The 26,037-nt window shown below is 72.8% G+C and carries 22 protein-coding genes; 11 read left to right on the plus strand and 11 right to left on the minus strand.

What is annotated here, in order from left to right:
• The 9 genes from ACWC97_RS17205 to ACWC97_RS17245 all read left to right on the plus strand — a co-directional run.
• Positions 1–1,625 (plus strand): peptidase C14 (locus ACWC97_RS17205; RefSeq protein WP_450650101.1); only part of this gene is annotated, 1,625 nt, incomplete at its 5' end.
• A gap of 29 nt (positions 1,626–1,654) precedes the next feature.
• Positions 1,655–2,911, plus strand: coding sequence for a Gfo/Idh/MocA family protein (locus ACWC97_RS17210; RefSeq protein WP_450650103.1), 1,257 nt, complete (start codon positions 1,655–1,657; stop codon positions 2,909–2,911).
• Between the two features lie 47 nt (positions 2,912–2,958).
• Entirely contained in the window at positions 2,959–4,215 is a 1,257-nt protein-coding gene (locus ACWC97_RS17215; protein WP_352277362.1) for an extracellular solute-binding protein, read from the plus strand.
• 93 nt (positions 4,216–4,308) lie between these two features.
• On the plus strand, positions 4,309–5,214 hold the full coding sequence (locus ACWC97_RS17220; RefSeq protein WP_352277363.1) for a carbohydrate ABC transporter permease: 906 nt from the start codon (positions 4,309–4,311) through the stop codon (positions 5,212–5,214).
• A 2-nt stretch (positions 5,215–5,216) separates the two neighbouring features.
• Positions 5,217–6,164: a carbohydrate ABC transporter permease gene (locus ACWC97_RS17225; RefSeq protein WP_352277364.1), complete on the plus strand. Its 948-nt coding sequence runs from the start codon at positions 5,217–5,219 to the stop codon at positions 6,162–6,164.
• A 6-nt stretch (positions 6,165–6,170) separates the two neighbouring features.
• The gene (locus ACWC97_RS17230) at positions 6,171–7,199 is read left to right on the plus strand and encodes an NAD-dependent epimerase/dehydratase family protein (protein WP_352277366.1); all 1,029 of its coding nucleotides are present in this window, start codon (positions 6,171–6,173) and stop codon (positions 7,197–7,199) included.
• Between the two features lie 8 nt (positions 7,200–7,207).
• Positions 7,208–8,263 (plus strand): dihydrodipicolinate synthase family protein, encoded by a 1,056-nt coding sequence (locus ACWC97_RS17235; RefSeq protein WP_352277367.1) that lies wholly within the window; start codon positions 7,208–7,210, stop codon positions 8,261–8,263.
• Positions 8,247–9,269: a hydroxyacid dehydrogenase gene (locus ACWC97_RS17240; RefSeq protein WP_450650107.1), complete on the plus strand. Its 1,023-nt coding sequence runs from the start codon at positions 8,247–8,249 to the stop codon at positions 9,267–9,269. The genes ACWC97_RS17235 and ACWC97_RS17240 overlap by 17 nt, the downstream gene beginning before the upstream one ends.
• Before the next feature lie 42 nt (positions 9,270–9,311).
• Positions 9,312–10,160, plus strand: a complete 849-nt coding sequence (locus ACWC97_RS17245; protein ID WP_352277369.1) for a fumarylacetoacetate hydrolase family protein — start codon at positions 9,312–9,314, stop codon at positions 10,158–10,160.
• Between the two features lie 3 nt (positions 10,161–10,163).
• Here ACWC97_RS17245 and ACWC97_RS17250 read toward each other — a convergent pair whose 3' ends face one another.
• The 5 genes from ACWC97_RS17250 to ACWC97_RS17270 all read right to left on the minus strand — a co-directional run bounded on the left by ACWC97_RS17250 (position 10,164) and on the right by ACWC97_RS17270 (position 16,598).
• Complete coding sequence (locus ACWC97_RS17250) at positions 10,164–11,870, minus strand: flavin monoamine oxidase family protein (RefSeq protein ID WP_450650109.1); 1,707 nt, start codon at positions 11,868–11,870, stop codon at positions 10,164–10,166.
• A 59-nt stretch (positions 11,871–11,929) separates the two neighbouring features.
• Positions 11,930–12,727 carry a carbon-nitrogen hydrolase family protein gene (locus tag ACWC97_RS17255; protein WP_450650111.1) on the minus strand — a complete coding sequence of 266 codons (798 nt, stop codon included), beginning with the start codon at positions 12,725–12,727 and terminating at the stop codon, positions 11,930–11,932.
• Between the two features lie 174 nt (positions 12,728–12,901).
• Positions 12,902–13,381, minus strand: coding sequence for an Lrp/AsnC family transcriptional regulator (locus tag ACWC97_RS17260; RefSeq protein ID WP_450650113.1), 480 nt, complete (start codon positions 13,379–13,381; stop codon positions 12,902–12,904).
• Between the two features lie 105 nt (positions 13,382–13,486).
• Positions 13,487–14,944, minus strand: a complete 1,458-nt coding sequence (locus ACWC97_RS17265) for an aldehyde dehydrogenase family protein (protein ID WP_450650115.1) — start codon at positions 14,942–14,944, stop codon at positions 13,487–13,489.
• 187 nt (positions 14,945–15,131) lie between these two features.
• On the minus strand, positions 15,132–16,598 hold the full coding sequence (locus tag ACWC97_RS17270) for a GuaB1 family IMP dehydrogenase-related protein (protein ID WP_352277377.1): 1,467 nt from the start codon (positions 16,596–16,598) through the stop codon (positions 15,132–15,134).
• 312 nt (positions 16,599–16,910) lie between these two features.
• Between ACWC97_RS17270 and ACWC97_RS17275 the strand changes: the two genes are divergently transcribed.
• Positions 16,911–17,933: a terpene synthase family protein gene (locus ACWC97_RS17275; RefSeq protein WP_385210930.1), complete on the plus strand. Its 1,023-nt coding sequence runs from the start codon at positions 16,911–16,913 to the stop codon at positions 17,931–17,933.
• A gap of 67 nt (positions 17,934–18,000) precedes the next feature.
• On the opposite strand, the gene ACWC97_RS17280 is transcribed toward ACWC97_RS17275, so the two are convergent.
• The 5 genes from ACWC97_RS17280 to fmt all read right to left on the minus strand — a co-directional run bounded on the left by ACWC97_RS17280 (position 18,001) and on the right by fmt (position 23,005).
• Positions 18,001–19,017: a sugar-binding transcriptional regulator gene (locus tag ACWC97_RS17280; protein WP_352277599.1), complete on the minus strand. Its 1,017-nt coding sequence runs from the start codon at positions 19,015–19,017 to the stop codon at positions 18,001–18,003.
• Positions 19,018–19,171: 154 nt separating this feature from the next.
• Complete coding sequence (rpe, locus tag ACWC97_RS17285; protein ID WP_450650118.1) at positions 19,172–19,855, minus strand: ribulose-phosphate 3-epimerase; 684 nt, start codon at positions 19,853–19,855, stop codon at positions 19,172–19,174.
• A gap of 141 nt (positions 19,856–19,996) precedes the next feature.
• Positions 19,997–20,386 (minus strand): hypothetical protein, encoded by a 390-nt coding sequence (locus ACWC97_RS17290; RefSeq protein WP_450650120.1) that lies wholly within the window; start codon positions 20,384–20,386, stop codon positions 19,997–19,999.
• 13 nt (positions 20,387–20,399) lie between these two features.
• Complete coding sequence (locus tag ACWC97_RS17295) at positions 20,400–21,836, minus strand: RsmB/NOP family class I SAM-dependent RNA methyltransferase (protein WP_450650122.1); 1,437 nt, start codon at positions 21,834–21,836, stop codon at positions 20,400–20,402.
• A gap of 236 nt (positions 21,837–22,072) precedes the next feature.
• Positions 22,073–23,005 (minus strand): methionyl-tRNA formyltransferase, encoded by a 933-nt coding sequence (gene fmt / locus ACWC97_RS17300; RefSeq protein WP_352277384.1) that lies wholly within the window; start codon positions 23,003–23,005, stop codon positions 22,073–22,075.
• 227 nt (positions 23,006–23,232) lie between these two features.
• On the opposite strand from fmt, the gene ACWC97_RS17305 reads away from it, so the two are divergent.
• Positions 23,233–23,778, plus strand: coding sequence for a hypothetical protein (locus tag ACWC97_RS17305; RefSeq protein ID WP_352277386.1), 546 nt, complete (start codon positions 23,233–23,235; stop codon positions 23,776–23,778).
• 87 nt (positions 23,779–23,865) lie between these two features.
• On the opposite strand, the gene ACWC97_RS17310 is transcribed toward ACWC97_RS17305, so the two are convergent.
• On the minus strand, positions 23,866–26,007 hold the full coding sequence (locus ACWC97_RS17310; RefSeq protein WP_450650125.1) for a primosomal protein N': 2,142 nt from the start codon (positions 26,005–26,007) through the stop codon (positions 23,866–23,868).
• Between the last annotated feature and the right edge of the window lie 30 nt (positions 26,008–26,037).

Here is a 26,037-nt window from a genome sequence, read left to right on the forward strand (position 1 = left end):
GCCACCGCATACGCACCGAGAACATCGAGAAGAACACCCACGACAACCCCTTCGGCGCCGTCCTCTCCTTCCGCGGCACCGTCACCGACACCACCATCAGCCACACCCTGGGCGCGGCGATGCCGGACCTGTCGGACCTCTTCGAGGTCGGTGACTCCTCGAAGTTCGCCGTCGGCCAGTGGTGGGCGGTGGAGATCAACGCCCTGGCGGGGAAGTACGAGAAGGAGATCCAGCGGCTCGTCCAGGTCACCGACGTCGTCGACGGACAGCGCATCCGGGTCAACTACCAGATCGGCTGGGACCTGGCCGCGGGCCGCACCCTGACCTGGACCCGCGTCGAGCCCGTCGAGCGCGCCCACGTCCGCAACATGGTCTTCGAGGGCTGGGGCGACGACGAGATGACCGGCTCGCACCCGGTCGCCTACGAGTACGCGGTGCGCTGCGACGTCTCCGGCATCGAGGCGATCGGCACCTTCTGGCCGGTCGTGATGCGCCGCTGGTGCACCTACTACCGCACCGAGCAGTGCTCGCTGACCAACCCCAAGTCGGTCACCTACGGCGGTGCGGGCTACCTCACCCAGCAGATCTACTGCCTGTACGGGCACGTCGAGGACTGCCACACCTCCAACGCCCGCCACCTCAACGACTTCACGGCGTCGGCCTACTGCTACGTCACCAACTGCCACGGCGACGGCGACGACGAGGGCCCGTTCGTGACGCACGGCCAGTTCGAGCACGACCTGGTCTACACCGGCAACTCCGGTCTGATGACCTTCGCCAACTCCGGTGCCGCCTGGGGCGGCCGGGCGAAGCGGATCACCGTACGCCGGCACGCCTGCTCCTGGTTCGTGGCCCGGGTCAAGATCACCGATCTGACCCTGGAGGACGTGCTGGTCATCGGCAAGAAGTCGCTCTCCGGCTCCGGGATGCTCTGGGTCAACGCCGACGGCGTCCAGATGCGCGGCTGCACCGCCACCGGTCCGCTGATCGTCTCCCGGGCCTCGGACCTGTCGGCCCGGCCCAATGTGATCGCGGACTCCTCGTTCGCCTTCGCGGCCGACGCGGAGATCACCCAGGCCAACGTCACCGCCCCGCTGACCGTCCAGCGCTCCACGCTGAAGGGCGTCGACGGCGCGGTGTTCAACGGCACCGGGCCGCTCGTCCTGGACCAGTGCGTCCTTACCGGCTCCAAGGACACCGCCCCCGTCACCGTCAAGCACACCGACGTCACCGTGGTGGGCGGCGAACTCCGCGACACCGGGATCAAGCTGGCCTCCGACAAGGACCAGCGGCTGCGCGTCGACGGCACCCTGCTCAAGGGCACCAACAAGGACGGCGCCCTGCTCGCGCGCACCGGCGGCGGACGCACCGTCGACTGGCAGCTGTCCGGTCTCGACTCGACCGCCCCCAAGGGCACCGCCCACGTCCTGGTCACCGAGGGCACCAACCGCTACCGGGCCACCGGCTCCACCTTCACCGGCGGCCGGCTCGAACTGCGGCCCGCGGCCTTCACCGGAGGCGGCCACCTGCTGCACACCGGCTGTGTCGAGGACGGCACCGAGCGGACCGCGATGCCGGACGAGGGCGAGCGCGTCGCCCACAGCGCGGCCACGCTGCGCATCTGACTCACCCCATCGAGCACCAGGGATTCCCCGTGTCCACGCATACCCCGATCACCGGCCGGCCCGTACGGGTCGCGCTCGTCGGCGCCGGCAACCGCGGACTGACGTACGCCGAGTGGATCAAGGCGCACCCCGAGCGCGCCGAACTGGTCGCCGTCGCCGACCCCCGCCCCGCGGCGCGGGCCGCCGCCGGCGCCCCCGTCGAGTTCGACGACTGGCGCCCGCTGGTCGAGAACCGGATCGCCGACGCCGTCGTCGTCGCCACCCAGGACCGCTTCCACCTGGAACCGGTACTGGCCCTGGCCGAGGCCGGATACGCGATCCTCACCGAGAAGCCCCTCGCCCCGACCGAGGAGGAGACCCGGCGGATCGTCGAGGGGGTCGAGCGGGCCGGGGTCCTCTTCGCGGTGTGCCACGTCATGCGGTACACCCCGTACACCGACCTGGTGAAGGAGGTCGTGGACTCCGGTGTGCTCGGGCAGCTGATCTCCCTCGACCATCTGGAGCCGGTCGGCTGGTGGCACTACGCGCACAGCTATGTGCGCGGGCCGTGGCGCAGCGAGAAGGACTCCTCCCCGATGCTGCTCGCCAAGTCCTGCCACGACCTCGACTGGATCACGTACGTCATGGGCGGCCGGATCGAGCAGGTGTCCAGCTTCGGCGGGCTGAAGCACTTCCGCCCGGAGAACGCCCCGGCCGGGTCCGCCGAACGCTGCCTCGACTGTGCGGTCGAGGACGGCTGCCCGTACAGCGCGCTGAAGCTGTACATGCCGACGCTGCGCGAGAAGGGCGCGGTCTGGCCGGTCACCCATGTCACCGAGGCGAAGGACGAGGCCGGTCTCGTCCAGGCGCTGCGCGAGGGCCCGTACGGGGTCTGCGCGTACCGGAGCGACAACGACGTGGTCGACCACCAGGTCCTGGCCATGACGCTGACCGGCGGGGTGACCGCGACCTTCCAGATGGTGGCGTTCACCGAGCAGACCCACCGCCAGACCCGGATCTTCGGCTCGCACGGCTGGCTGATCGGCGACGGCGAGCGGGTCACGGTGCAGGACTTCCGGACCGGCACCACCACCGTCCATGAACTCGGCGCGTCCGGTTCGAACGCGGCGGACGGGCACGGCGGCGGGGACGCCGCGCTCGTCGAGGCGTTCGTCACCGCCGTCGCCACCGGTGACGCCGGGGCGGTCCGCTCCGGTCCGGCCACCTCGCTCGGCAGCCATCTCGCGGCCTTCGCCGCCGAACGCGCCCGGCACACCGGCACCGTCCAGACGGTCCCGGCGCAGTGACTCCCCCTCTTCCCCGCCCCACCCTCACGTCCTCGGAGGACCACCTCATGTCCCGTCTCCTCACCCGCCGTTCCAGAGTCCGCGCCGTCGCCGCCCCCGTGGTGGCCACCGCGCTCGCCGCCGGGGTGCTGGCCGGCTGTTCCAGCAGCGACGGCGACGGCAACACCGTCACCATGTGGACCTACCCGGTCATCTTCGACGAGGCCAAGAACAAGGCCTACTGGGACGGTCTGATCAAGGCGTTCGAGAAGGACCACGAGGGCGTCGAGGTGAAGGTGGAGACCTTCCCCTGGGCCAACCGCGACACCGCCCTGGCCACCGCGATCGCCTCCGGCAAGGGCCCGGACGCGGTCTACCTCATCCCCGACCAGCTGCCGAAGTACGCCAAGAGCATCGTCCCGGCCGACGAGTACATGCCGGCCGACGCCAAGTCGGACTACACCGACTTCGCGCTGACCTCCGTCACCGCCGACGGCAAGGCGCTCGGCGTCCCGGTCCTGACCAGCGCCAACCCGCTGATCTGCGACAAGCGGGTGTTCACCGCGATCGGCGAGAAGAACTACCCGACGAGCTGGTCGGACCTGGAGGCGCTCGCCCCCAAGCTGAAGGCGAAGGGCTACTACGCGACCAGCTACAGCGGCGACACCCAGCAGACCCTGAACTCGACGTTCTACCCGCTGCTGTGGCAGGCGGGCGGCGACGTCTTCTCCGAGGACGGCAAGACCGTCACCTTCAACGACGCGGCCGGCGTCAAGGCCCTGACGTACCTGAAGAAGCTCGTCGACGGCGGCTACACCGACAAGGACCTGGTCACCACCACGCCCAAGCTGGAGCAGACCCCGACCGCCAAGGGCAAGGTGGCCTGCACCTGGCAGAACACCCCGACCGACGTGGAACCGTTCTGGGGCAAGGAGAACATCGTCGTCCAGCCGCCCCTGAAGGACGTCGAGTCGGTCGGCTACGGCACGGTCGGCGCGCTCTCGATGCTCAAGGGCGCCGACAAGAAGAACACCGGCGACTGGCTGAACTTCGTCGCCGAGGCGAAGAACGCGGCCGGTCTGGAGAAGGAGGCGGGCTACTTCCCGGCCCGCAAGTCCGCCGGCGACCTCTACCCCGGCAACGCCCTCCAGGCGGCCGTCGGCGCCACCCTGCCGAGCATGACCGTGGGCCCGCTGCACGACAAGGCGCGCGAGGTCCAGGGCGTCCTCGCCCCGGAGATCCAGGCGGCGCTGCTGGGCAAGAAGAGCCCGCAGGAGGCGCTGAACGCCGCGCAGAAGGCCGCCCAGGCGATGCTCGGCCGCTAGAAGGCCGGTGCGGGGGCCGGTCCGGCCGCACCCGGACCGGCCCCCGCACCCACCCCGACCCCCGCAATTCCCCCGTACCGCAAGGAGATCCCCGTGGCAGTCGTCGCGGAACCCACCCGCCGGGGCCGTCGCAGCGGGCCGCAGGCGCGCCGCGAGGCCCGGATCGGCCTGCTCTTCGTCCTCCCCTGCTTCCTGCTCTTCCTGGCGTTCCGGTTCGGTCCGGGCATCGCCGGGGTGCTGATGAGCTTCACCGACTACACCCTCACCGGGGGCGGCAGCTTCATCGGGCTGGACAACTTCACCCGGCTCTGGGACGACCCGCTGTTCTGGCAGGCGCTGAAGGTCACCGTGCTCTACACGGTCCTCGCGGTGCCGGGCACGCTGATCGCCTCGGTGTCGCTGGCCCTGATCACCCGCCGCGCGTTCCGCGGCGCCAAGTTCTTCCGCTCGGTGTTCTTCCTGCCGGTGGTCACCTCGCTGGTGCTCGCCGCCACCGTCTTCGTCTGGATCTTCTCGACCGGCGGCCCCTGGTCCACCCTGATGGGCTGGTTCGGGATGTCCGAGGGCTCCTGGCTCTCCGACGACGTGCTGGTGCTGCCCGCGCTCGCGGTGGTGGGCGTCTGGTCCCGGTTCGGCTACGGGATGCTGATCCTGCTGGCCCGGATGCAGGACATCCCCCGGGAGCTGGAGGAGGCGGCCCTCACCGACGGGGCGGGGGCCTGGCAGCGGTTCCGGTACATCGTGCTGCCCCAGCTCAAGCCCGCGCTGTTCTTCCTCGCCGTGATCGAGACGACGGCCTCCTTCCAGGTCTTCGACGCGGTCTACACGATGACCGGCGGCGGCCCCGCCAACGCCAGCTACACGCTCGTCTTCCAGCTCTACGACGCGGGCTTCAAGTACTTCGACCTGGGTTACGCCTCCGCCATCGGCGTCGCGCTCTTCGCGCTGACCGTGGTGGTCGCGGTGATCCAGCGGCTCGTGATCGGGAAGGACCAGTGACCATGACCGCAGCACCCGCCACCCCGAAGGCCCCGCCCGCCGCGCCGGCCCCGAGGACCCCGGACCGGGCCGCCCGCCGCGCCGAACGCAGGCTGCGCAAGCTCGCCGACCGGGAGACCGTCCCGCACGGCATGCGGCCCACCCGGGCCGGCCGGATCGGGCGCGCCGTCCTGCTGACGGTGGCCGCGCTCGTCACGATCTTCCCATTCTACGCGATGGTCGTGCTCTCCCTGAAGCCGTCCGCCGCCGTCGAGTTCCCCGGCAGCCTGGTGCCGTGGCCGCTCAGCGGCGAGGCGTACGACACCGTCATGAACGCCCAGGACGTGCCGCGCTGGCTGGTCAACACGCTGCTCTACTCGGTCGTCTCGGTCATCGGCGTGCTGCTGCTCGCCTCGCTCGCCGGGTACGCCTTCGCCAAGAAGCGCTTCCCGGGCCGGGAGACGATGTTCTGGTCGTTCCTGTCGATGGTGATGGTGCCGTACCACGTCACGATGATCCCGACCTTCGCGATGATCGCGAAGCTGGGCGGCGTGGACACGTACTGGGGTCTGATCGTGCCGACCCTGGCCAACGCCCAGGCCGTGTTCCTGATGCGGCAGTTCATCCAGGGGCTGCCGGACGAGCTGTTCGAGGCGGCCCGGCTCGACGGCTGCAACGAGTGGCAGATCTTCTACCGGATCGTGCTGCCGCTGCTGAAGCCGATCCTCGCCACGCTCGGCGTCTTCGTCTTCCTGTGGCACTGGAACGACTTCCTGTGGCCGCTGGTCATCGGCCAGTCCACCGACATGCGCACCCTGACGGTCGGCATCGCCTCGCTCCAGCAGCAGAACGTGCCGCTCAACGTGGTGCTCTCCGGCTCCGTCATCGCGTTCGTGCCCATCTTCGCCGCGTACATGGTGGGCCAGCGCTACTTCACCGAGGGCGTCACCGCGTCCGGAATCAAGGGATAGTCACACATGTTCACCGATGAGGCCGCGCTCGAAGAGCGGCTCGCCACCCCCTCCCCCGCGCTCGTCGCCGACCTCGGCCGCCTCGAAGGCGATCTGCTGGTGCTCGGCGCGGGCGGCAAGATGGGCCCCAGCCTCTGCCGCCTCGCCCGGCGGGCGCTGGACGCCGCGGGCCGCGCGGACGTGACCGTGTACGCGGTCTCCCGCTGGTCGGACCGGACCGCCGCCGAGGAGCTGGAGGCCGCCGGGGTACGCACCGTCGCCTTCGACCTGATGGACCCGGCCGCCGACCTGGCGGCGCTGCCCGACGCCGGGAACGTCGTCTTCATGGTCGGCGCCAAGTTCGGCTCCGCCGGAGCCCCCTCGCACGCCTGGGCGGTCAACGCCGCCATGCCGGACCGGGTGGCACGCCGCTGGTCGGACGCGCGGATCGCCGCGTTCTCCACCGGGAACGTCTACCCGCTGGTGCCGGTCGCCTCCGGCGGCTGCACCGAGTCCGACCCGGTCGGCCCGGTCGGCGAGTACGCCATGTCGTGCCTGGGCCGGGAGCGGATCTTCGGCCACGCGGCACTGACCCGGGGCACCCGGGTCGCCAACATCCGGCTCAACTACGCGGTCGACCTGCGCTACGGCGTCCTCGCCGACATCGCGCACCGGGTGCACACCGGCGAGCCGGTCGACGTGACGACCGGTCACGCCAACGTGGTGTGGCAGGGGTACGCCAACGAGGTCGCCCTGCGCTCGCTGCTGCACGCCACCGACGGCGAGGCGTTCACCCTCAATCTCACCGGCCCCGAGACCGCGTCCGTGCGCCGCCTCGCCCAGTGGTTCGGCGAGGAGTTCGGCACCGAGCCGGTCCTCGCCGGCCAGGAGGCGCCGACCGCGCTGCTCTCCGACGCGAGCCGCTGCCACGCCCTGTTCGGCTACCCGGACGTGACGCTGCGCACCCTCGTCGAGTGGCAGGCCGACTGGCTGCGCCGCGGGCTGCCGCTCTCCGGCAAGCCCACCAAGTTCCAGGTCCGCGACGGAAGGTTCTGATCCACCCCATGTCCACTCCCTCCCCCGTGCGGACCCCCGCCCTCGACGCCCTCGCCCAGGGTGCGGTGATCCCCGCCCACCCGCTCGCCCTGCACGACGACGGCTCCTTCGACGAGCGCCGCCAGCGCGCGCTGACCCGCTACTACCTGGCCTCCGGCGCGGGCGGCGCCGCCGTCGCCGTCCACACCACCCAGTTCGAGATCCGCGAGCCCTCGGTCGGCCTGTTCCGGCCGGTGCTGGAGCTGGCCGCCGAGACGATCGACGCCGAGGCCGACCGCCCGTTCGTCAAGGTCGCCGGGGCCTGCGGGTACACCGCGCAGGCGGTGGCGGAGGCGGAGACCGCGGCCGAGCTGGGGTACGACGCGGTGCTGCTCAGTCCGGCCGTGCCCGGCGCCGACGAGAAGGGCCTGCTGGAGCGGGCGCGGGCGGTCGGCGAGGTCCTGCCGGTGATCGGCTTCTACCTCCAGGAGGCCGTCGGCGGCCGGTACCTGTCGCCGCGCTTCTGGTCCTCGTTCACCGATCTGCCGAACACGGTCGCCGTGAAGATCGCCCCGTTCGACCGGTACCGCACCGCCGACGTGATCCGGGCCGTCGCCACCGCCGACCGCGCCGCCGAGGTGGCGCTGTACACCGGCAACGACGACGACATCATCGGCGACCTGCTCACCCCGTACGAGACGGCCGGCGGCGCGCCGCGCTGGTTCGCGGGCGGGCTGCTGGGCCAGTGGGCGGTCTGGACGGGCTCCGCGGTCACGCTCCTGGAGGACGTCCGCCGGGCGCGCGGCGGGGACCACGCGGCGATGGTCCGCTGCCTGGCCCGGCGCCCCGAGCTGACCGACGCCAACAGCGCGGTCTTCGACGTGCGCGGCGCGTTCCGCGGCTGCATCGCCGGGGTCCACGAGGTGCTGCGCCGCCAGGGCCTGCTGGCGAACATCCGCTGCCTGGACCCGGCCGAGACGCTCTCCCCCGGGCAGGCCGAGGAGATCGACCGGGTGGCCGCGGCCTACCCCTGGCTGACCGACGACGCCTTCGTCGCGGAGCACCTCGATGACTGGCTCTCCTGATCCCTCCGGCCGCCCCCGGGTGGTCGTCGCCGTACCGCCGGGGCTGCGGGCGCAGCTCTTCACCGCCGAGGTGTGGGCGGAGCTGGGGCGGGCGGCGGAGCTGGTGGTCCCGGACGACCACCGCGACCGGGCGGCGGTCGCGGCCGCGCTGCCCGGGTCCCGGGCGCTGATCACCGCCTGGGGGGCGCCGAAGGTGGACGCCGGACTCCTGGCGTCGGCCGACCGGCTGGAGCTGGTGGCGCACACCGGTTCGGCGGTCGCCCCCTACGTCGCCGAGGAGGTGTTCGAGCGGGGCGTCCTGGTCACCCAGGCGGGGGACGCGATGGCCCGCCCGGTCGCCGAGGTGGCCCTGGCGTTCACCCTCGCGCTGCTCCACCGCGTCCACCGCTTCGACCACTCCCTGCGCGGCGGGGCCGACTGGGCGGCCGCGAGCGAGGCCCCGCCGCGCCACGAGATCCACGGCAGCGACATCGGGGTGATCGGCGCCTCCCGCACCGGCCGCGCCTACATCGCCCTGGCGCGGGCCATGGGGGCGCGGGTGTCCGTCACCGACCCGTACCTCTCCGAGGCGGACGCCCGGGAGCTCGGGGTGGAGCCGGTGCCCCTGGAGACCCTGCTGCGGCGCAGCCGGATCGTGGCCGTGCACGCCCCGGTCACCGAGGCGACGCACCGGATGCTTAGCGCGGACCGACTGGCGCTGATGCCGGACGGGGCCGGGCTGGTGAACACCGCCCGGTCGTGGCTGGTCGACGAGGAAGCGCTCCTGGCCGAACTGGCCACGGGCCGGCTGGACGCGGCCATCGACGTCTTCGACGCGGAGCCGCTGCCGGCGGACCACCCCTTCCGTGCCCTGCCCAACGTCCTGCTCACCCCGCACCAGGCGGCGGGCACCGTCGAGTGCCGCCACCGGCTCGGGGCGAGCGCCGCCGACGAGGTGCTGCGGCTGCTCGCCGGGCGGCCGCCGCTCCACGCGGTCACCGCCGAGGCCCTCGCCCGCCTGCACTGACCCGCCCCGACCTCCCCCGTACCCGTCAGGAGAACCCCGCACATGCGACTGATGCGCATCGGCGAGCCCGGCCACGAACGCCCGGTCCTCGTCGGCCCCGAAGGCCGCCACTACGACCTGTCCGGCATCACCGGCGACATCGACGGCGCGTTCCTCGCCGCCCTCGCGGACGACCCGGGCCTGGTGCCCGACGTGTCGGCGCTCCCGGAGACCGACATCACCGGCGAGCGGATCGGCGCCCCGGTGGCCCGCCCCTCCGCACTGCTCTGCATCGGCCAGAACTACGCGGCGCACGCCGCCGAGTCCGGGGCCGAACCGCCCGAGCAGCCGATCCTCTTCTACAAGTCGCCGAACACCGTGGTCGGCCCGTACGACGACGTGCTGATCCCGCGCGGCTCGAAGAAGACGGACTGGGAGGTGGAGCTGGCCGTCGTCATCGGGCGGCGCGCCTCCTACCTGGACTCCCCCGCCGACGCCGCCGCGCACATCGCGGGCTACGCCGTCAGCAACGACGTCTCCGAACGGGCCTTCCAGCTGGAGGAGTCGGGCGGCCAGTGGTCCAAGGGGAAGAGCTGCGCCACGTTCAACCCGCTGGGTCCGGTGCTGGTGACCGCCGACGAGGCCGGCGACCCGCAGGACCTGCGGCTGCGCAGCCATGTCAACGGCGAGCCCCGGCAGGACTCCCGCACCGCGGACATGATCTTCGGCGTGGCGCATCTGGTGCACCACCTGTCGCAGTACCTGGTGCTGGAGCCCGGTGACGTCATCAACACCGGTACCCCGCAGGGCGTGGCGCTCTCCGGCCGCTTCCCCTACCTGGGCCCGGACGACGTGATGGAGGTCGAGATCTCCGGCCTGGGCCGGCAGCGCAGCGTCTGCCGGCCCGCGTAGGGCTCAGTCCTCCGGGAGCTCGACCGGGGCGATGTCGTCGAAGACGTCGCCGGGGCCGGGGTTGGTCGGGTCGGTCGCGCCGCCGAACTGGGCCATCACGCCCCAGACGGCGTTGAGCGCGGTCTGCACGGCGCCCTCGGCCCAGCCGGCCGTCCAGGAGATGTCGTCTCCGGCGAGGAACAGGCCCCGCCGGTCGGCGGGCAGCCGGTCCTGCATGAAGTGGGTGAACAGCCGCCGCTGGTAGCGGTAGTGGCCGGGCAGGTTGGCCTTGAAGGCGCCCATGAACCAGGGCTCGTTCTCCCAGGAGACCGTCACCGGGTCGCCGATGACGTGCCCCCGGATGTCGACGCCCGGGTAGATCTCGCCGAGCGACTTGAGCATGACCTCCATGCGCTCGTGCGGGGAGAGGGGCAGCCACTTCAGGCTGTCGTCGCACCAGGTGTAGGAGAGGCAGATGACGGCGGGCCGGTCGGGTCCGTCGTCCAGCAGGTACGTGCCCCGGGTCATCCGGTCGGTGAGCGTCATGGACATGGTGTCGCGGCCGGTGACCGGGTCCTTGTCCAGCCAGAACGGGCGGTCGACCGGGACGAAGAGCTTGGACGACTCCATGTAGTGGGTGCGCTCCATCGCCGTCCAGTGGTCGATCGGGAAGAGCGCGTCGTCGCAGTCGATCTTCGACAGCAGCAGCCAGGACTGGCCGGTGAAGATCGCGGCCGGGTAGGTGCGGATGGAGCCGGTGGCGTCGGTGACGGTGATCCGGTTGCCCGCGGTGCGGTGCAGCCGGGTCACCGCGCCCCGCGGCTCGCCGTCGTGCAGCGAGGAGAGCGACGTACCGGCGGGCCAGTGGACGATCTTCCGCGGTTCGCGTTCCCAGAGCCGCAGCGGGAGCTGCTGGCTGCCGCCGACGATGCCCCGGTGGTGGTCGTCGGCCTCGGTGTAGACGACGCGGAGGATCTCCAGGATGGAGTTGGGGAAGTCGGTGTCCCAGCCGCCGGTGCCGAAGCCGACCTGTCCGAAGATCTCCCGGTGCCGGAACGACGCGAAGGCGTCGGAGTCGCAGAGGAAGCCGTAGAAGGTCTGGTTGTCGAGCCTGCGGACCAGCTCGGACCAGATCTCCCGGATGCGCGGCACGTCGCGTTCGCGCATCGCCCGGTTCATGTCGGAGAAGTCGGCGCCCTCCTCCAGGCAGCGGTTCCAGGCGTCCATCACATCGCGGTAGACCTGCGGCAGGTCGTCGATGGTCCGCGCGTAGTGCGACTCCCCCTTGAGGTCGACGACGGTCGACGGGGTGGCCTCGGCGAGCGGGTTGGGGAACGGCCTGGTCGTGAGGCCGACCAGGTCGATGTAGTGCTGGAGCGCGGTGGAGGACGGCGGGAAGCGCATCGCGCCCATCTCCGCGGTGAGGGCCCCTTCTTCGCCTGCGGCGGAGCAGCCCTCGAAGCCGACGGTGCGCAGCCGTCCGCCGATCCGGTCCGCCTCGTAGACGACGGGCTTGAGGCCCATCTTCATCAGCTCGTAGGCGGCGACGATCCCGGAGAGTCCGCCGCCGATGACGGCGACCTCGGTGCCGTGCGCGGTCGCGGGTATCTGGCCGATGCCCGCGGGGTGGGCCAGGAAGTCGTCGTAGGCGTAGGGGAAGTCCGGTCCGAACATGGTGATCGGCTCGGTGGCGTCGGTGTGCTGGACGGCGTTGGGCACCGTGGACGTCATGGGGTACGGACTCCTTGCGCGGGTGAGGGGTGGTGCGGTGGAACGGTCGCGGGGCGGTCTCAGACCAGCGGGCGGTAGAGGCCCGGACGGCGGTCCCGCAGATACGGGTTGGCGGCGCGCGAGGCGCGCAGGAACGCCGGGTCCACCTCGCCGACGACGAGTTCCTCGCCGCGCCCGGCCCGGGTGCGGACGGTGCCGTCGGGGCCCGCCAGGCAGCTCAGCCCGACGAACTCGTACCCGCCCTCCTGACCGGTCCGGTTGGTGTACGCCACGTAGAGCTGGCTCTCGAAGGCGCGGACCGGCACCAGGGATTCGGCGACGAACGGGAAGGGGTGCATCAGCGCGGTCGGCACCAGCAGCAGATCGGTGCCGGCCAGGGCGTGGGCGCGGACGTTCTCCGGGAACTCGACGTCGTAGCAGATCAGGATGCCGATCCGGACGCCGTCCAGTTCGGCCTGGACGACGGGCTGCCGGCCCGGGGTGAACCACTTCTGCTCGAAGTCGCCGAAGAGGTGGGTCTTGCGGTAGTTCGCGAGCGGGGCGCCGTCCGGGCCGATCAGCCGGGCGGCGTTGTAGATCTTCTCGTCCGCGAGCTCCGGGTAGCCGTAGAGGACGGCGAGCCCGTGCCGGGCGGCGATCTCGCCGATCCGCCGGGCGGACGGCCCGTCGGCGGGCTCGGCCAGCAGCGGCACGTCGGCGCCGATCGCGTATCCGGTCAGGAAGAGTTCGGGGCAGACCAGCAGCCGGGCACCGGCCCCGGCCGCCCGCCGCGCGGCCGCGTCGAGTGCGTCGATGTTCCGGTCGACCCGCCCGGGACATCCGGAGCTCTGGAGCAGGGCGGTGCGCAACGGCGGCATGGGTGACCTCGGGCGATACGGGCGGGCGGGGACGTATCGACGGTACGGGCCGCCGCTCGCACCGGACAAGGCGCGAGTGTTGCGCGTCCACCGTCGATCCATTGCGCGCCGAAGCCCCTGGGCGGCGATTCGTTGCACATGGCGTCCTCGCAGGTCACCGAGGTGATCCGGCTCTCACGCCGGGCCCGCGCTCCGGGCCTGTTCGGGGGCGCCGGCGGAGTAGCGGCGCAGCAGCGGCGAGAGCACCAGGACGGACTTGGTCCGCTCCACGTACGGCTCGCCCGCGATCCGTTCCAGGACCTGCTCGAAGTGGCGCATGTCCGCGGCGAAGACCTGCACGATCGCGTCGGCCTCGCCGGTCACCGTGGACGCCGAGGCGATCTCCGGGTAGCGCTCCAGTCCCTGTCTGATCGCCTCCGGCGAGGTGTTGCGGCTGCAGTAGATCTCGATGAAGCCCTCGGTCTCCCAGCCCAGCGCCGCCGGGTCCACCCGGACCGTGAAGCCGGTGATGGCGCCCTCGGCGCGCAGCCGGTCCACGCGGCGTTTCACCGCGGGGGCGGACAGGCCGATCTTGGCGCCGATGTCGGCGTAGGAGCGCCGGGCGTCTTCGGCGAGGGCGTGGACGATGCGTTCGTCGAGGTCGTTCAGGCGCACGTCGGGCGGTTCACTTCTCTGCGATGGCCGGTTCCGGGGGCGGCGCGGGCCGCCCCCGAAGTAGACCACGGCCGCGCCCCGGCCGGGCGCGGCCGGGGCCGCCGGTCAGAAGGGGAAGCCGGAGCGGCCGTGCTGCACCGAGATCCACTTCTGGGTGGTGAACGCCTCGACCATCGCGTCGCCGTTGAGCCGGCCGAGGCCGGAGCTCTTCTCGCCGCCGAAGGGGACGATCGGCTCGTCGTGGACCGTGCCGTCGTTGATGTGGATCATGCCGGTGTGGATGCGCCGGCCGACCCGGACACCGCGCTCGACGTCCCCGGTGTGCACCGCGCCGCTCAGGCCGTACGGGGTGTCGTTGGCGATCCGGACGGCCTCGTCCTCGCCGTCGAAGGGGATGAGCAGGGCGACCGGGCCGAAGATCTCCTGGGAGAGGACGGGCGCGTCGGCGGCCAGTCCGGTCAGCACGGACGGGCTCACCAGGTTGCCCTCGGTCGGGCCGTGCAGCAGCGCCGTCGCACCGGCGGCCACGGCCTGCTCGACGACCGCGGAGACGGCCTCGGCCTGCGAGGAGTTGATCAGCGGGCCGATGACGGTGGCCGGGTCGGCCGGGTTGCCGACCGGCAGCGAGGCCACCTTGGCGACGAACTTCTCGGTGAACTCCTTCTCCACCGCCCGGTCGACCAGGATGCGGTTGGCGGCCATGCAGACCTGGCCCTGGTGGACGAACCGGCTGAAGACGGCCGCGTCCACGGCGTAGTCCAGATCGGCGTCGTCGAGGACGATCAGCGCGCTGTTGCCGCCGAGCTCCAGCACGGCGCTCTTGAGCTGGGCCGCGCAGACCGTGGCGACGTGCCGCCCCACCTTGTCGGAGCCGGTGAAGGAGATGACCTGCGGCACGGGGTGCTCCAGCAGGGCGTCGCCGATCTCGGCGATGTCGGTGACCACGACGTTCAGCAGCCCGGCCGGCAGCCCGGCGTCCTCGAACACCTTCGCCACCAGCGTGCCGCCGCAGACCGGGGTGTTCTGGTGCGGCTTGAGCACCACGGCGTTGCCGAGCGCCAGGGCCGGGGCGACCGACTTCAGCGAGAGCAGGAAGGGGAAGTTGAAGGGGCTGATGACGCCGACGACGCCGACCGGCACCCGGTAGACGCGGTTCTCCTTGCCCTCGGTCGGCGAGGGCAGGATCTGCCCGGTGGGCCGCAGCGCCAGCTGGACCGACTCGCGCAGGAACTCCTTGGCGAGGTGCAGTTCGAAGGCGGCCTTCAGCCGGGTGCCGCCCAGCTCCGCGACGATCGCGTCGCTGATCTCCGCCTCGCGCTCCTCGACGATGCGCAGCGCCCGCTCCAGCACCGTGCGCCGGGCGTACGGGTTGGTCTCGCCCCAGGCCCGCTGGGCCTCCTGCGCACCGCGGTACGCCTGGTCGACCTCCTCGGCCGTGGCGACGGTGATCGAGGCGAGCTTCTCACCGTCGTACGGGTTGAAGTCGATGATGTCCCAGGAGCCCTTGCCCTGCCTCCATTCCCCGTCGATGTACTGCTGGGCCAGATCGGTGAAGAAGGACATGGGATCCCTTACCACAGAGGAACGGGCAACTGATTGGTGTTCATATTACTTACATTCCACCGCGGTTGACGGTGATAGGCCGGTTGCCGCCGTGATCCGGACAGCCGCCGTCCGGACCCCGGAAACGCCGTTGCCCCGCCGGGCGCGAACGGCCCGGCGGGGCAACGGTGTTGGAGGACGGGGAGGATCAACTCCAGCTGGCGTGCAGCGGCTTGCCCTCGGCGTATCCGGCGGCGCTCTGCACCCCGACGACCGCCTTCTCGGCGAACTCGGCGAGGGAGGCCGCCCCGGCGTAGGTGCAGGAGGAGCGGACGCCCGCGATGATCGAGTCGATCAGGTCCTCGACGCCGGGCCGGGCCGGGTCGAGGAACATCCGCGAGGTGGAGATGCCCTCCTCGAAGAGCGCCTTGCGGGCCCGGTCGTAGGCGGACTCGTCCGAGGTGCGGTTCTTCACGGCGCGCGCCGACGCCATGCCGAAGGACTCCTTGTAGAAGCGGCCGTCGGCGGCCTGCTGGAGGTCGCCGGGCGACTCGTACGTACCGGCGAACCAGGAGCCGATCATCACGTTGGACGCGCCCGCGGCGAGCGCCATGGCGACATCGCGGGGGTGGCGGACGCCGCCGTCGGCCCAGACGTGCTTGCCGTACTTCTTCGCCTCGGCGGCACACTCCAGGACGGCCGAGAACTGCGGCCGTCCCACGCCGGTCATCATCCGGGTGGTGCACATGGCGCCGGGGCCCACGCCCACCTTGATGATGTCGGCGCCCGCCTCGATGAGGTCGCGCACACCCTCGGCAGCGACGATGTTGCCCGCCACGATCGGGACCGAGGGGTCGAGCGCGCGGACCGCCCGGACCGCACTGATCATGGACTCCTGGTGGCCGTGGGCGGTGTCCACGACGAGCGTGTCGACGCCCGCGTCCAGCAGCTGCTTGGCCTTGCCCGCGACGTCCCCGTTGATCCCGACGGCGGCGGCGATCCGCAGCCGGCCCTCGGCGTCGGTGGCCGGGGTGTACAGGGTGGCGCGCAGCGCGGCCTTGCGGGTGAGGAGGCCGACGAGCCGGCCCTCCGCGTCGACGGCGGGGGCGAGCTTGCGGTTGGCGCCGTCCAGCCTGTTGAACGCGTCCCGCGGGTCGATGTCCGCGTCGAGCAGCACCAGGTCCTTGGACATGACCTCGGTGAGCTGGGTGAAGCGGTCCACACCGGCCAGGTCGTGCTCGGTGACGACACCGACCGGCCGGCGCTCGTCGTCGACGACGACGCCCGCGCCGTGCGCGCGCTTCGGCAGCAGCGACAGGGCGTCGGCGACCGTCTGGCCGGGGGCGAGCACGATCGGGGTGTCGAGGACCAGGTGCCGCGACTTCACCCAGGTGATGACGTCGGTGACGACCTCGATCGGGATGTCCTGCGGGATGACGACGAGCCCGCCGCGCCGAGCGACCGTTTCGGCCATCCGGCGGCCCGCGATGGCCGTCATGTTCGCCACGACGAGCGGGATGGTGGTGCCGGTGCCGTCGGGCGAGGAGAGGTCGACGCCCTGGCGGGAACCGACTGCCGAACGGCCCGGGACCATGAAGACGTCGTCGTACGTGAGGTCGTAGGGGACCGCGGGGGACTCTGTGTAACGACCAGTACCGGGCTCAAGAAAACGCATAACGCTCATTTTTTCACACGAATCGCCGCAGGTCGCGTCCACAATGGCACAACAAAGAGCACCCGCGTTGGTACGTTCCTCCGAAAGAGGTCCGGCGGGAGTCCCGGACGGACGGAATCCGTCCGTCTTGCCCGCGGACCTTACCCGAAGTCGCCCGGATCAATCCCCGATCGTCTGCCCTGGACCTGGTGACAAGGGGTCCGGTAGCTTCAAATCCGCAGGTCCCGTGGGTCTCACCAACGCCCCGGAGGAACAGCCGGAAGAGCTACAACTTCCGTCATACGTACGACCGGAGAGGATCACGACCCACTCGTGGAGAGCGAACTGCCGGACATCTACTGCCCGTTCCCCCAGCTCACCAACCCGAACGTGCCGCACACCAGAGTCCATCTGGAGGAGTGGACCCGCGACACCGGTCTGGTGCACCGCGATTCGGCCAGGGCCCGCTTCGTCCAGGCGGACTTCGGCGCGTTCGTCGGGATGGTGTACCCGACCGCCGACAGCAAGAACCTCGACCTGGTGGCCGACTGGTTCGTCTGGCTCTTCCTCGTCGACGACCAGCTCGACGACGGACACCTCGGCCGCAGCCCGGAACGGGTGCGGGACGTGGTCGAGATGATGCGGGACGTCATCCGCAGCGACACCCCCGGCACCCTGCCCGAGGGCGAGCTCCCGGCGGCCGTGACCGCCCTGGCCGATCTGTGGGAACGCACGACGCCGATGGCCGCCCCGCACTGGCGCGCCCGCTTCGGCTGGCACCTCACCACCTACCTCACGACCACCACCACCTGGGAGGCGGGGAACCGCGCCTCGGGCACGGTGCCGTCCGAGGAGACCTATATCGCCAAGCGGCGCCACACCGGTGCGATACATGTCTGCATGGACCTGATAGAGATCGTGGCCGGCATCGAGGCGCCCGAGTCGATCCACAACGACCCCCGGTTCATCACCGCGCTGGAAGCCTCGTGCAACGTCGTGTGCTGGGCCAACGACGTGTACTCGTACGAGAAGGAACAGGTGCTCGGCGAGATCCACAACCTCGTCCACCTGGTCCGGCACCACCGCGGCCACGACGAGCGGCAGGCCCTGGAGCACGTCTGCGCGGAGATCACGGCCGAGACGGAGCGCTTCCTCACCGCCGAGGCCGAGCTGCTGTCCGCCTATCCGCAGCTGTCCTGGATGCTCCGGCCGTATCTCGACGGCATGCGCAGCTGGATGCGCGGCAACCTCGACTGGTCGCGGCAGACCCCGCGCTACAACCCGGCCGACGTGAGCCAGTACAAGGAGCCGCAGGAGTACCTGGAGGCACGGGTGCTGGGCGTCGCCCAGGACTGAACCGTCCGGACATGGTTCCGCCCGGACGGCGCGCCTGCCGTCCGGGCGGAACCGTGTCCGGGGCCGATCAGTCGCCGTCCGGGTCGGCACGCTCCAGCGCCGGGCGCAGCGGGGCCGCCGACTCGGTCAGCAGATAGTCCGCCGCGGCCGTGTCCGTCACCAGGCTGGTGACCAGTCCGGAGCGCAGCACCGCCCCGATCGCCGCGGCCTTGCGCTGACCGCCCGCGATCGCCACCACCTCGGGGATCCTGCGCAGCCGGTCGGCCTCGACCGTGATGCACCGCTCCCCCAGGTCCCGGCCGACCCGCCGTCCCTCGGTGTCGAAGAGGTGCGCCGACATCTCCGCCGCGACACCGAGCGAGGCGTAGTGCGCCCGCTCCTGGTCGGAGAGCATGTCGTGGACGGTCGAGATACCCGGCTCCCAGGAACCGATGGAGACCGCCGCGACGGTCACCTTGTCGAAGTACTCGAAGGCGCGGGCGATGCCCGTCTGGTGGCGCAGGGCCGCGGCCGTGGCCGGGTCCGGCAGCAGCATCGGCGCGTAGATGGGGTGGGCCTCGCCGCCGGCGACCTGGGCGGCCCGCCGGACCGCCTCGACGGAGCCGCGCTCCGCCGTCCCCGCGTCGTACACCCCGGTGAGCTGCACGACCGTGCACGGCGGCAGCCGGTCGAGCGCCGCTGCCATGTGGATGGTGGAGCGGCCCCAGGCCAGCCCCAGCACATCGCCCTCGTTCACCAGTTCGCCGAGCAGATCGGCCGCGACCTCGCCCAGGTTCTCCGGATCCGGTGCGTCGTCCTGCTCCTCGGCCGGCGATTCGACGACGACCGCGTGGCGCAGCCCGTAGCGGGCCCGGAGCGCGTCGGAGCGCTCGGCGTCCAGCTCGGCGGGGACGCGGATCTCGATGCGTACGAGATCGCGCTCCAGCGCCGTCTCCAGGACCCGGGCCACCTTGAAGCGGCTGACGCCGAACTCCTCGGCGATCTGGATCTTCGACTTTCCCTCGAGGTAGAAGCGGCGGGCCATGGCCGCCGCCTGCACCAGCTCCGCGGGCCCCATCCGCAGGGCGGACCGGCCCGCCGACATTGCAGACACCGCGCTCTCCTCACTGCTGTTCACACTCTCGATACGCCGTTCATCCTGTCAGATCCGGCGCCCCCTGATCGGCCCCGTGGGACCGCGTTCATCTGCTCTTGGCCCGCCCGCCCCCCGGGCCGGTGGCCGCGCTCCCGCGCAGGTGTCAGTGGCCGCACGCCCAGGCCGCCGAGGCCGTGGCCCGCTCCGCCCGGGCGCGCAGCGCGCGCACCGCCGCGTCCGGGTCCTCGGCCCCGTACACCGCCGAACCCGCGACGAAGACGTCGGCACCGGCCTCGGCGCACCGTTCGATGGTGGACGCGGAGACCCCGCCGTCGACCTGGAGCCAGAGTTCGAGCCCGTGCTTGGAGATCAGCTCCCGGGTGCGGCGGATCTTCGGCAGCATGATGTCCAGGAACGCCTGGCCGCCGAAGCCCGGCTCCACCGTCATGATCAGCAGCATGTCCAGCTCGGGGAGCAGGTCCTCGTACGGCTCGATCGGCGTCGCGGGCTTGAGCGCCATGGACGCCCGGGCCCCCTTGGCGCGGATCTCCCGCGCGAGGCGCACCGGGGCCGCCGCGGCCTCGGCGTGGAAGGTGACGGAACCGGCGCCCGCCTCGACGTAGGCCGGGGCCCAGCGGTCCGGGGCCTCGATCATCAGATGGCAGTCCAGCGGGGTGTCCGTGGCCCGGGCGAGCGATTCGACGATCGGCACACCGAGGGTCAGATTGGGCACGAAGTGGTTGTCCATCACATCGACGTGGAGCCAGTCCGCGCTCCTGACGGCCTCGGCCTCCTCGGCGAGGCGGGCGAAGTCGGCGGACAGGATGCTGGGGTTGATCTGGGCCATGCCCCAAGCCTGCCATGTTCCGCGCCACTTCCCCGCCTCGGTGCGGGCCAAAGCCTCACGGGATCATTACAGTTCGCGTGATCATGGGGTTCCGGCCGCCCGGCAGGGGCGTTTCGGGCGGGCTCGTACGGATCGGGCCGGTCAGTCCCACCGGAAGTCCCACCGGTCGGCCCCGACGATCCGCCCGGCGTACGCGGCCAGGGTGTACGGCCGCCGGCCCTGGCGGACGGTGTCCGGCCGCCACCGCGGGAGACTCCTCAGCCGCGGCGGCGGCCCGCTCCGCCGCCGGGAGCGGGCCGTCCGCGTCGGGGGCCGGGTGCGCCGCCCACCACGGGCATGTCCTCCGGGCAGACCTCGCCCGGTGCGCGGGTGCTCGGCGTGCACCCGCGCCCACAGGCCGGCGGTGGCCGGTACGTCGGCGAGCCAGAGCGGCCGCTCGTCCCCGTCCCCCTCGTCGGACGTGATCGTCCGTCCGGCCGGGAGCGGGGTGCCGAGGACCGACAGCGCTTCGGGGTTCACCGGGGTGCCCATGGCCTCTCGTCGGTCAGGCGGTGCGTCGCAGCAGGGCCAGGTACATCGCGTCCGTGCCGTGCAGGTGCGGCCAGAGCTGGACGTCGGGGCCGTCGCCCAGCGCGGGGACGTCCGGCATCAGCGGGCGGGCGTCGATCCACTCGGCCTCGACGGCCCCGGCGCCGCCGCGGCCCCTGAGCACGTCCTCGACCACCGTCCGGGTCTCCGCGAGATGCGGCGAGCAGGTCGCGTAGCCGACCACGCCGCCGACCCGGACCGCCTTCAACGCCTCGCGGAGCAGGCCGCGTTGCAGCGGGGCGAACTGCTCCAGGTCCTCCTTGCGGCGGCGCCAGCGCGCCTCCGGGCGGCGGCGCAGGGCACCGAGCCCCGAGCACGGCACGTCCATCAGCACCCGGTCGAAGCTGCCGGGGCGCCACGGCGGCCGGGTGCCGTCGGCGGTGACCACCTGGTACGGGCCGGGGTTCCCGGCCAGGGCGCGCTCGACGAGCCGGGCCCGGTGCGGCTGCTTCTCGGCGGCGAGCAGGGTGGCGCCCCGGTCCGCGGCCAGCGCGGCGAGCAGGGCGGCCTTGCCGCCGGGGCCGGCGCAGCCGTCGAGCCAGCGGCTGTCGCCGCCCTCCAGCGGTACGGCGGCCAGCGCGGCGGCCACCAGCTGGCTGCCCTCGTCCTGGACCCCGGCCCGGCCCTCGCGCACCGCCTCCAGCGCGCCGGGTTCGCCGCCCTCGGCCATCCGCACGGCATACGGCGACCAGCGGCCGGGCAGACCGTTCTCCTCGCCGAGCGCGTCGAGCAGCTCCCCGGTGGTGGCACGGCCGGGGCGGGCGACCAGCGTGACCTCGGGGCGCTCGTTGTCCGCCTCCAGGAGGTCCTCGATACCGGCCCGGCCGCCGCCCAGCGCGTCCCAGAGCGCCGAGACGATCCAGCGCGGGTGCGAGTGCACGACCGCGAGGTGGTCCTCGGCGTCCTCCTCGTAGGGCGGGGCGACCTTGGCCACCCAGCCGTCGAGGTCGTCCGCGGCGACCTTGCGCAGCACCGCGTTGACGAACTTGGCGCGCCCCTCGCCGAGCACCACCCGGGCCAGCTCCACACTGGCGGAGACCGCCGCGTGGGTGGGGATGCGGGTGCCGAGGAGCTGGTGCACGCCCATGTTCAGCACGTCCAGGACCGGCGGGTCGACCTCGCGCAGCGGCCGGTCGATGCAGGCCGCGACGATCGCGTCGTACGTTCCCTGGCGGCGCAGCGTGCCGTAGACCAGCTCGGTCGCCAGGGCCGCGTCCCGGTGGTCGAAGTCGCCCTTGGCGCGGGCCTTCTTCAGCAGCGGGGGCAGGACGAGGTTGGCGTACGCGTCGCGTTCGTCGACCGCCCGCAGGGCCTCGAAGGCGAGGAAGCGGACCGGGTCCTTCTTCGGTCGGCGATGGGGCTTGGCGGGACGGCGACGCTGCTGGTCGTTCACGTGAAAGGTGCTCCGCTGAAGGTGAGGGGACGAACCCTCCCAGCCTAAGGGCTGTCCCGACATCCCTGATGGATCGGTGTGCGGCGTCGGACGCGGTGCATCGCGGGGCGGAGGGACGCCCGCATACGGGACGCATGCGGGCGTTCGACAACGCGGCGAGGCGCCGTGGCTGTCGTCGCACGCCCGCCAGGGGTCACGGGACAGCCCCTACGTCGCCGCCCCGGACGGGATCCGCCTCAGCTCCCCAGCAGCTCGCCGTGGACGATCCGCACCCCGCGCGCCCAGTCCGCGGCGCGCATCGGCTTCTTGCCCTGCGGCTGGACCCAGAGCAGTTCGACGGCGTGCGATCCGGTGCCCACGTACACGTTGTTCTTGGCGGCGGAGATCTCGCCGGGGGCCAGGTCGGTGCGGTCGAGGACGGGGACGGCCTGGATCAGCTTGAGCCGCTCGCCGCGGAACAGGGTCCACGCACCGGGGGCGGGCGTGCAGCCGCGTACCACCCGGTCGACCCGGAGCGCGGGCGCCGACCACTGGATCCGGGCGTCCTCCACGGTGATCTTCGGGGCGAGGGTGACGCCGTCGGCCGGCTGCTCCACGGCGTGCAGGGTGCCGTCCTCGATGCCGTCCATCGTCGCCGCGAGCAGCCCCGCGCCGGCGAACGCCAGCCGGGTGAGCAGGTCGCCGCTGGTGTCGGTGGGGCGCACCTCCTCGGTGAGGACGCCGTAGACCGGTCCGGAGTCGAGCCCCTCCTCGATCAGGAAGGTCGACGCGCCGGTCAGCTCGTCCCCGGCCATCACCGCGTGTTGCACCGGGGCCGCGCCGCGCCAGGCGGGCAGCAGCGAGAAGTGCAGGTTGACCCAGCCGCGGGCGGGCACGGCGAGCGCCTCCTTGGGCAGCAGCGCCCCGTAGGCGACGACCGGGCAGCAGTCCGGGGCGATCTCCCGCAGCCGGGCCAGGAAGTCCTCGTCGCGCGGGCGGGCGGGCTTGAGCACCTCGATGCCCGCCTCCTCGGCCCGCTCGGCGACCGGGCTGGCGACCAGACGGCGGCCCCGCCCGGCGGGGGCGTCGGGCCTGGTCACGACGGCGGCCACCTCGTGCCGGTCGGAGGCGATCAGGGCGTCCAGGGCGGGTACGGCGACCTCGGGGGTGCCTGCGAAGACGAGCTTCATGGGTGGCTGACTGCCTCTCGGGCCGAAGTGCGGTGACGAGCAGCGCACAAGTCTATGGGGCGGGGCGCCAGGGGGCGTACGCATGCCCGCGCGCCCCTTTGAAGGGCGTACGCGCCCCTGAAGCGTGACCAGAACCACAGCTCGGGCGTTGGTCAAGAGAGATTGACCGAAGCGAGCCGCCCTGGTGCGGCCCGATCCCTTTCAACGCCGGTTCGAGAGGCTTCTTCATGGCCGACCACGCAACCCACGACGCCCAAGCGAGGGCCAGTCTGCATCTGTTGGTGCGGGACATCGAGCGGGTCCGGCGGCAGGTGGACGCGCTGCGTACGCTCACCGCCCAACTGGGCAACGTCTACCGTCCGCGCCGCTCCGGCCCGTCCACGGGCTTCGTCGTCTACGGCAGGGCCCCGGCCCCCACCGTCAGGCTGGCGCAGGAACTGCGCGACAGCGTCGAGACGCTGGTCACCGCCGCGGTCGACTTCGACCGCTCGCTGGGCTTCTCCTGGGACGCGGTGGGCTCCGCGCTCGGGGTCACCAAGCAGGCGGTGCACCGCCGCTACGGAGCGCGCCGCAACGCCCGGCAGCCGGGGGCGGCCGAGACCGCCGGGGAGACCGCCGTGCCGCGCGGCCTGCCCGTCCCGGGCTCCGGTGGTCCGTCGGCGCTGCCCGCCGTGCCCGCGGCCCGGTCCATGCCGCCGCAGCCGTCGACGGACCGCCCGTCACTGCGCGAGGACCTGCGCCCGGGCGCCTTCCCCGGACCACGCAACGGCTGACCGCCACCCCGTCCGTCCGCTGCCCCGTCGCGCGAGTCCCGCGTGGCGGGGCAGCCCCACGCCCGGGGGCTTCCCGTGCCCCGGCCGTCAGCCGATGTCCGGCGGGTCGACCCTGATCCGGACCCGGTCGCCGCCCCGGGACAGCCGTGCCGCCTGAGCGGCCTTCAGAGCGTGCGCCAGCGCCGCGCCGCTGCCCGGCGGCACACGGAGCAGGACCCGCTCCCAGGACTCCCCCGGCGGCGCCTGACCGGGTCTTCGGGGCCGGCCGGGCGCGGCGGCGGCCACCGGGACCGGGCCCAGCGTCTCGGCCTCCGACGGCAGCTCGGCCGCCGCGAGGAATCCGGCCAGCGCCTCCGGCGTACCGGTCACCGAGGCCATCCGGGACACCGGCGGAAAGCCCAGCTCGGCCCGGTCCGCCAGCTCGCGGCGGGCGTGCCCCACCGGGTCCCAGCGCACCAGCGCCTGCACCGGCCGCAGCGTCGGCTCGGCGACGACCACCACCGTGCCGCCCTCCGGCTGCCCGCGTACCAGCGCGGCGGCCGCCGTCCACCGCCGCAGCGCCTCCTCACCGGCCCGCAGATCGGGGCGGCCGACCATCGCCCATCCGTCCAGCAGCAGCGCCGCCGCGTAACCGCCCTCGGCCACCGGCTCGGCGCCCGGGGTGCTGACGACCAGCGCGGGCGCGTCCGGCACCGCGTCGAGGACGTGGTCGCGGCCGGAGGTCCGCACCGGCACGGCGGGGAAGGCCCGGCCCAGCTCCTCGGCGGTCCGCCGGGCACCGACGATCCGGGCGCGCAGCCGGCCGGAGCCGCAGGCCGGGCAGTGCCAGGCGGTCTCGGGCCGCCCGCACCAGGCACAGTCGAGGTCCCGCTCGTCCGGGGCCTGGAGCGGCCCGGCGCAGTGACGGCACCGGGCGGGCTCGCGGCAGCGCTCGCAGGCCAGCCGGGGCGCGTAGCCGCGCCGGGGCACCTGGACCAGGACCGGGCCCCGGCGCAGCCCGTCCCGGACCGTCTGCCAGGCCAGGCTGGGCAGCCGGGCCGCCCGGGCCGCGCCGTCCCGGGCCAGCTCCCCGTCGTCGACCGTACGGACCAGGGGGGCGGCGGCCCGGAGCTGCTCGCGGTCGGCGCGCAGGGGCAGGGCCCAGCCGCTCTCCACGAGCTGCGCGGCCTCCACCGTGCAGCTCGTGGAGCCGAGGAGGAAGGCGCACCGGCTGTGCGCGGCGCGCAGTTCCAGCACTTCGCGCACGTGGGGGAAGGGGGCGTTGTCGTCGCTGTGGCTGGCGTCCCCGTCGTCCCAGACGGCGACCAGGCCGAGATCGGCGACCGGGGCGAACATCGCCGCCCGGGTGCCGACGACCGCCCGTACCGAGCCGCGCCGGACGGCGAGCCACTCGCGGTACCGCTTCTCCGGTCCGGAATCGGCGGTGAGCAGGGCGTGGTGGCCCGCGCCGAGCAGCCCGGTGAGCGCGGCGTCCACCCGGGCGGCGGCCCGGCCGTCGGGCACGACGAGCAGGGCGCCACGCCCGGACGCGAGGGTGGCGGCCATGGCGCGGGCGATCTCCTCGGGCCAGTGGGGCCCCGGCAGCGCCGTCCAGACGGCCCGGGGCGCACCGCCCTCCGCCAGCGCCCGCAGGAACGCCGGTCCCTGCGCGTACCGCTGCCAGCTCCCCGTCGGCGGCGCGGGCGGCGGCGGCAGCGGCGCGGGCGAGGGCTTCGCCTCGGCCCGCCCGTTGCGCGGCGGCACGGCGAGCTGGAGGACGTCGGCGAGGCTGCCCGCGTACCGGTCGGCGACGGCGCGGGCGAGGGCCAGCAGCTCCGGCCCCAGCACCGGCTCGGGCGACACGACATAGGCGAGCGCGGCGAGCGCGCCCTGGTAGTCCGACTCGGCACGCCGCTCGATCAGGAAGCCGTCGACCAGCCCGCCGCCCTCGCGCCGCCCGCCCCGGACCTGACGTCCCCCGGCCCCGAACCGGACCCGCACCCGCACCCCGGGCCTCGCCTGGGAGTCCAGTTCCTCGGGCACCGCGTAGTCGAAGTACTGGTCGAGATGGAGGGCGCCCTTGTTGACCACCACCCGGGCGACCGGCAGTTCCTTGGCGAGCGGGGCGCCGCGCCAGGTGCGCGGCTTGGCGCGGGGCACCTCGGCCCTGCGCACCGTCTCCCGGATCAGCGCAAGCTGCTCCGGGGCCCCGGCGCCGGGGTCCTTCGGCCGCTCGTTCTCGCTGCTCACAGCCAAATTCCTACCAGAGGGCACCGACAG

It is taken from the genome of Streptomyces sp. NPDC001108, assembly GCF_053598535.1.

Excerpts from the sequence above, each read along its gene's own strand:
- ACWC97_RS17215 (WP_352277362.1), top strand. The coding sequence starts at position 2,959 with ATGTCCCGTCTCCTCACCCGCCGTTCCAGAGTCCGCGCCGTCGCCGCC.
- ACWC97_RS17225 (WP_352277364.1), top strand. The coding sequence starts at position 5,217 with ATGACCGCAGCACCCGCCACCCCGAAGGCCCCGCCCGCCGCGCCGGCC.
- ACWC97_RS17230 (WP_352277366.1), top strand. The coding sequence starts at position 6,171 with ATGTTCACCGATGAGGCCGCGCTCGAAGAGCGGCTCGCCACCCCCTCC.
- ACWC97_RS17235 (WP_352277367.1), top strand. The coding sequence starts at position 7,208 with ATGTCCACTCCCTCCCCCGTGCGGACCCCCGCCCTCGACGCCCTCGCC.
- ACWC97_RS17240 (WP_450650107.1), top strand. The coding sequence starts at position 8,247 with ATGACTGGCTCTCCTGATCCCTCCGGCCGCCCCCGGGTGGTCGTCGCC.
- ACWC97_RS17245 (WP_352277369.1), top strand. The coding sequence starts at position 9,312 with ATGCGACTGATGCGCATCGGCGAGCCCGGCCACGAACGCCCGGTCCTC.
- ACWC97_RS17250 (WP_450650109.1), bottom strand. The coding sequence starts at position 11,870 with ATGACGTCCACGGTGCCCAACGCCGTCCAGCACACCGACGCCACCGAG.
- ACWC97_RS17255 (WP_450650111.1), bottom strand. The coding sequence starts at position 12,727 with ATGCCGCCGTTGCGCACCGCCCTGCTCCAGAGCTCCGGATGTCCCGGG.
- ACWC97_RS17265 (WP_450650115.1), bottom strand. The coding sequence starts at position 14,944 with ATGTCCTTCTTCACCGATCTGGCCCAGCAGTACATCGACGGGGAATGG.
- ACWC97_RS17270 (WP_352277377.1), bottom strand. The coding sequence starts at position 16,598 with ATGCGTTTTCTTGAGCCCGGTACTGGTCGTTACACAGAGTCCCCCGCG.
- ACWC97_RS17280 (WP_352277599.1), bottom strand. The coding sequence starts at position 19,017 with ATGTCGGCGGGCCGGTCCGCCCTGCGGATGGGGCCCGCGGAGCTGGTG.
- rpe (WP_450650118.1), bottom strand. The coding sequence starts at position 19,855 with ATGGCCCAGATCAACCCCAGCATCCTGTCCGCCGACTTCGCCCGCCTC.
- ACWC97_RS17290 (WP_450650120.1), bottom strand. The coding sequence starts at position 20,386 with ATGGGCACCCCGGTGAACCCCGAAGCGCTGTCGGTCCTCGGCACCCCG.
- fmt (WP_352277384.1), bottom strand. The coding sequence starts at position 23,005 with ATGAAGCTCGTCTTCGCAGGCACCCCCGAGGTCGCCGTACCCGCCCTG.
- ACWC97_RS17305 (WP_352277386.1), top strand. The coding sequence starts at position 23,233 with ATGGCCGACCACGCAACCCACGACGCCCAAGCGAGGGCCAGTCTGCAT.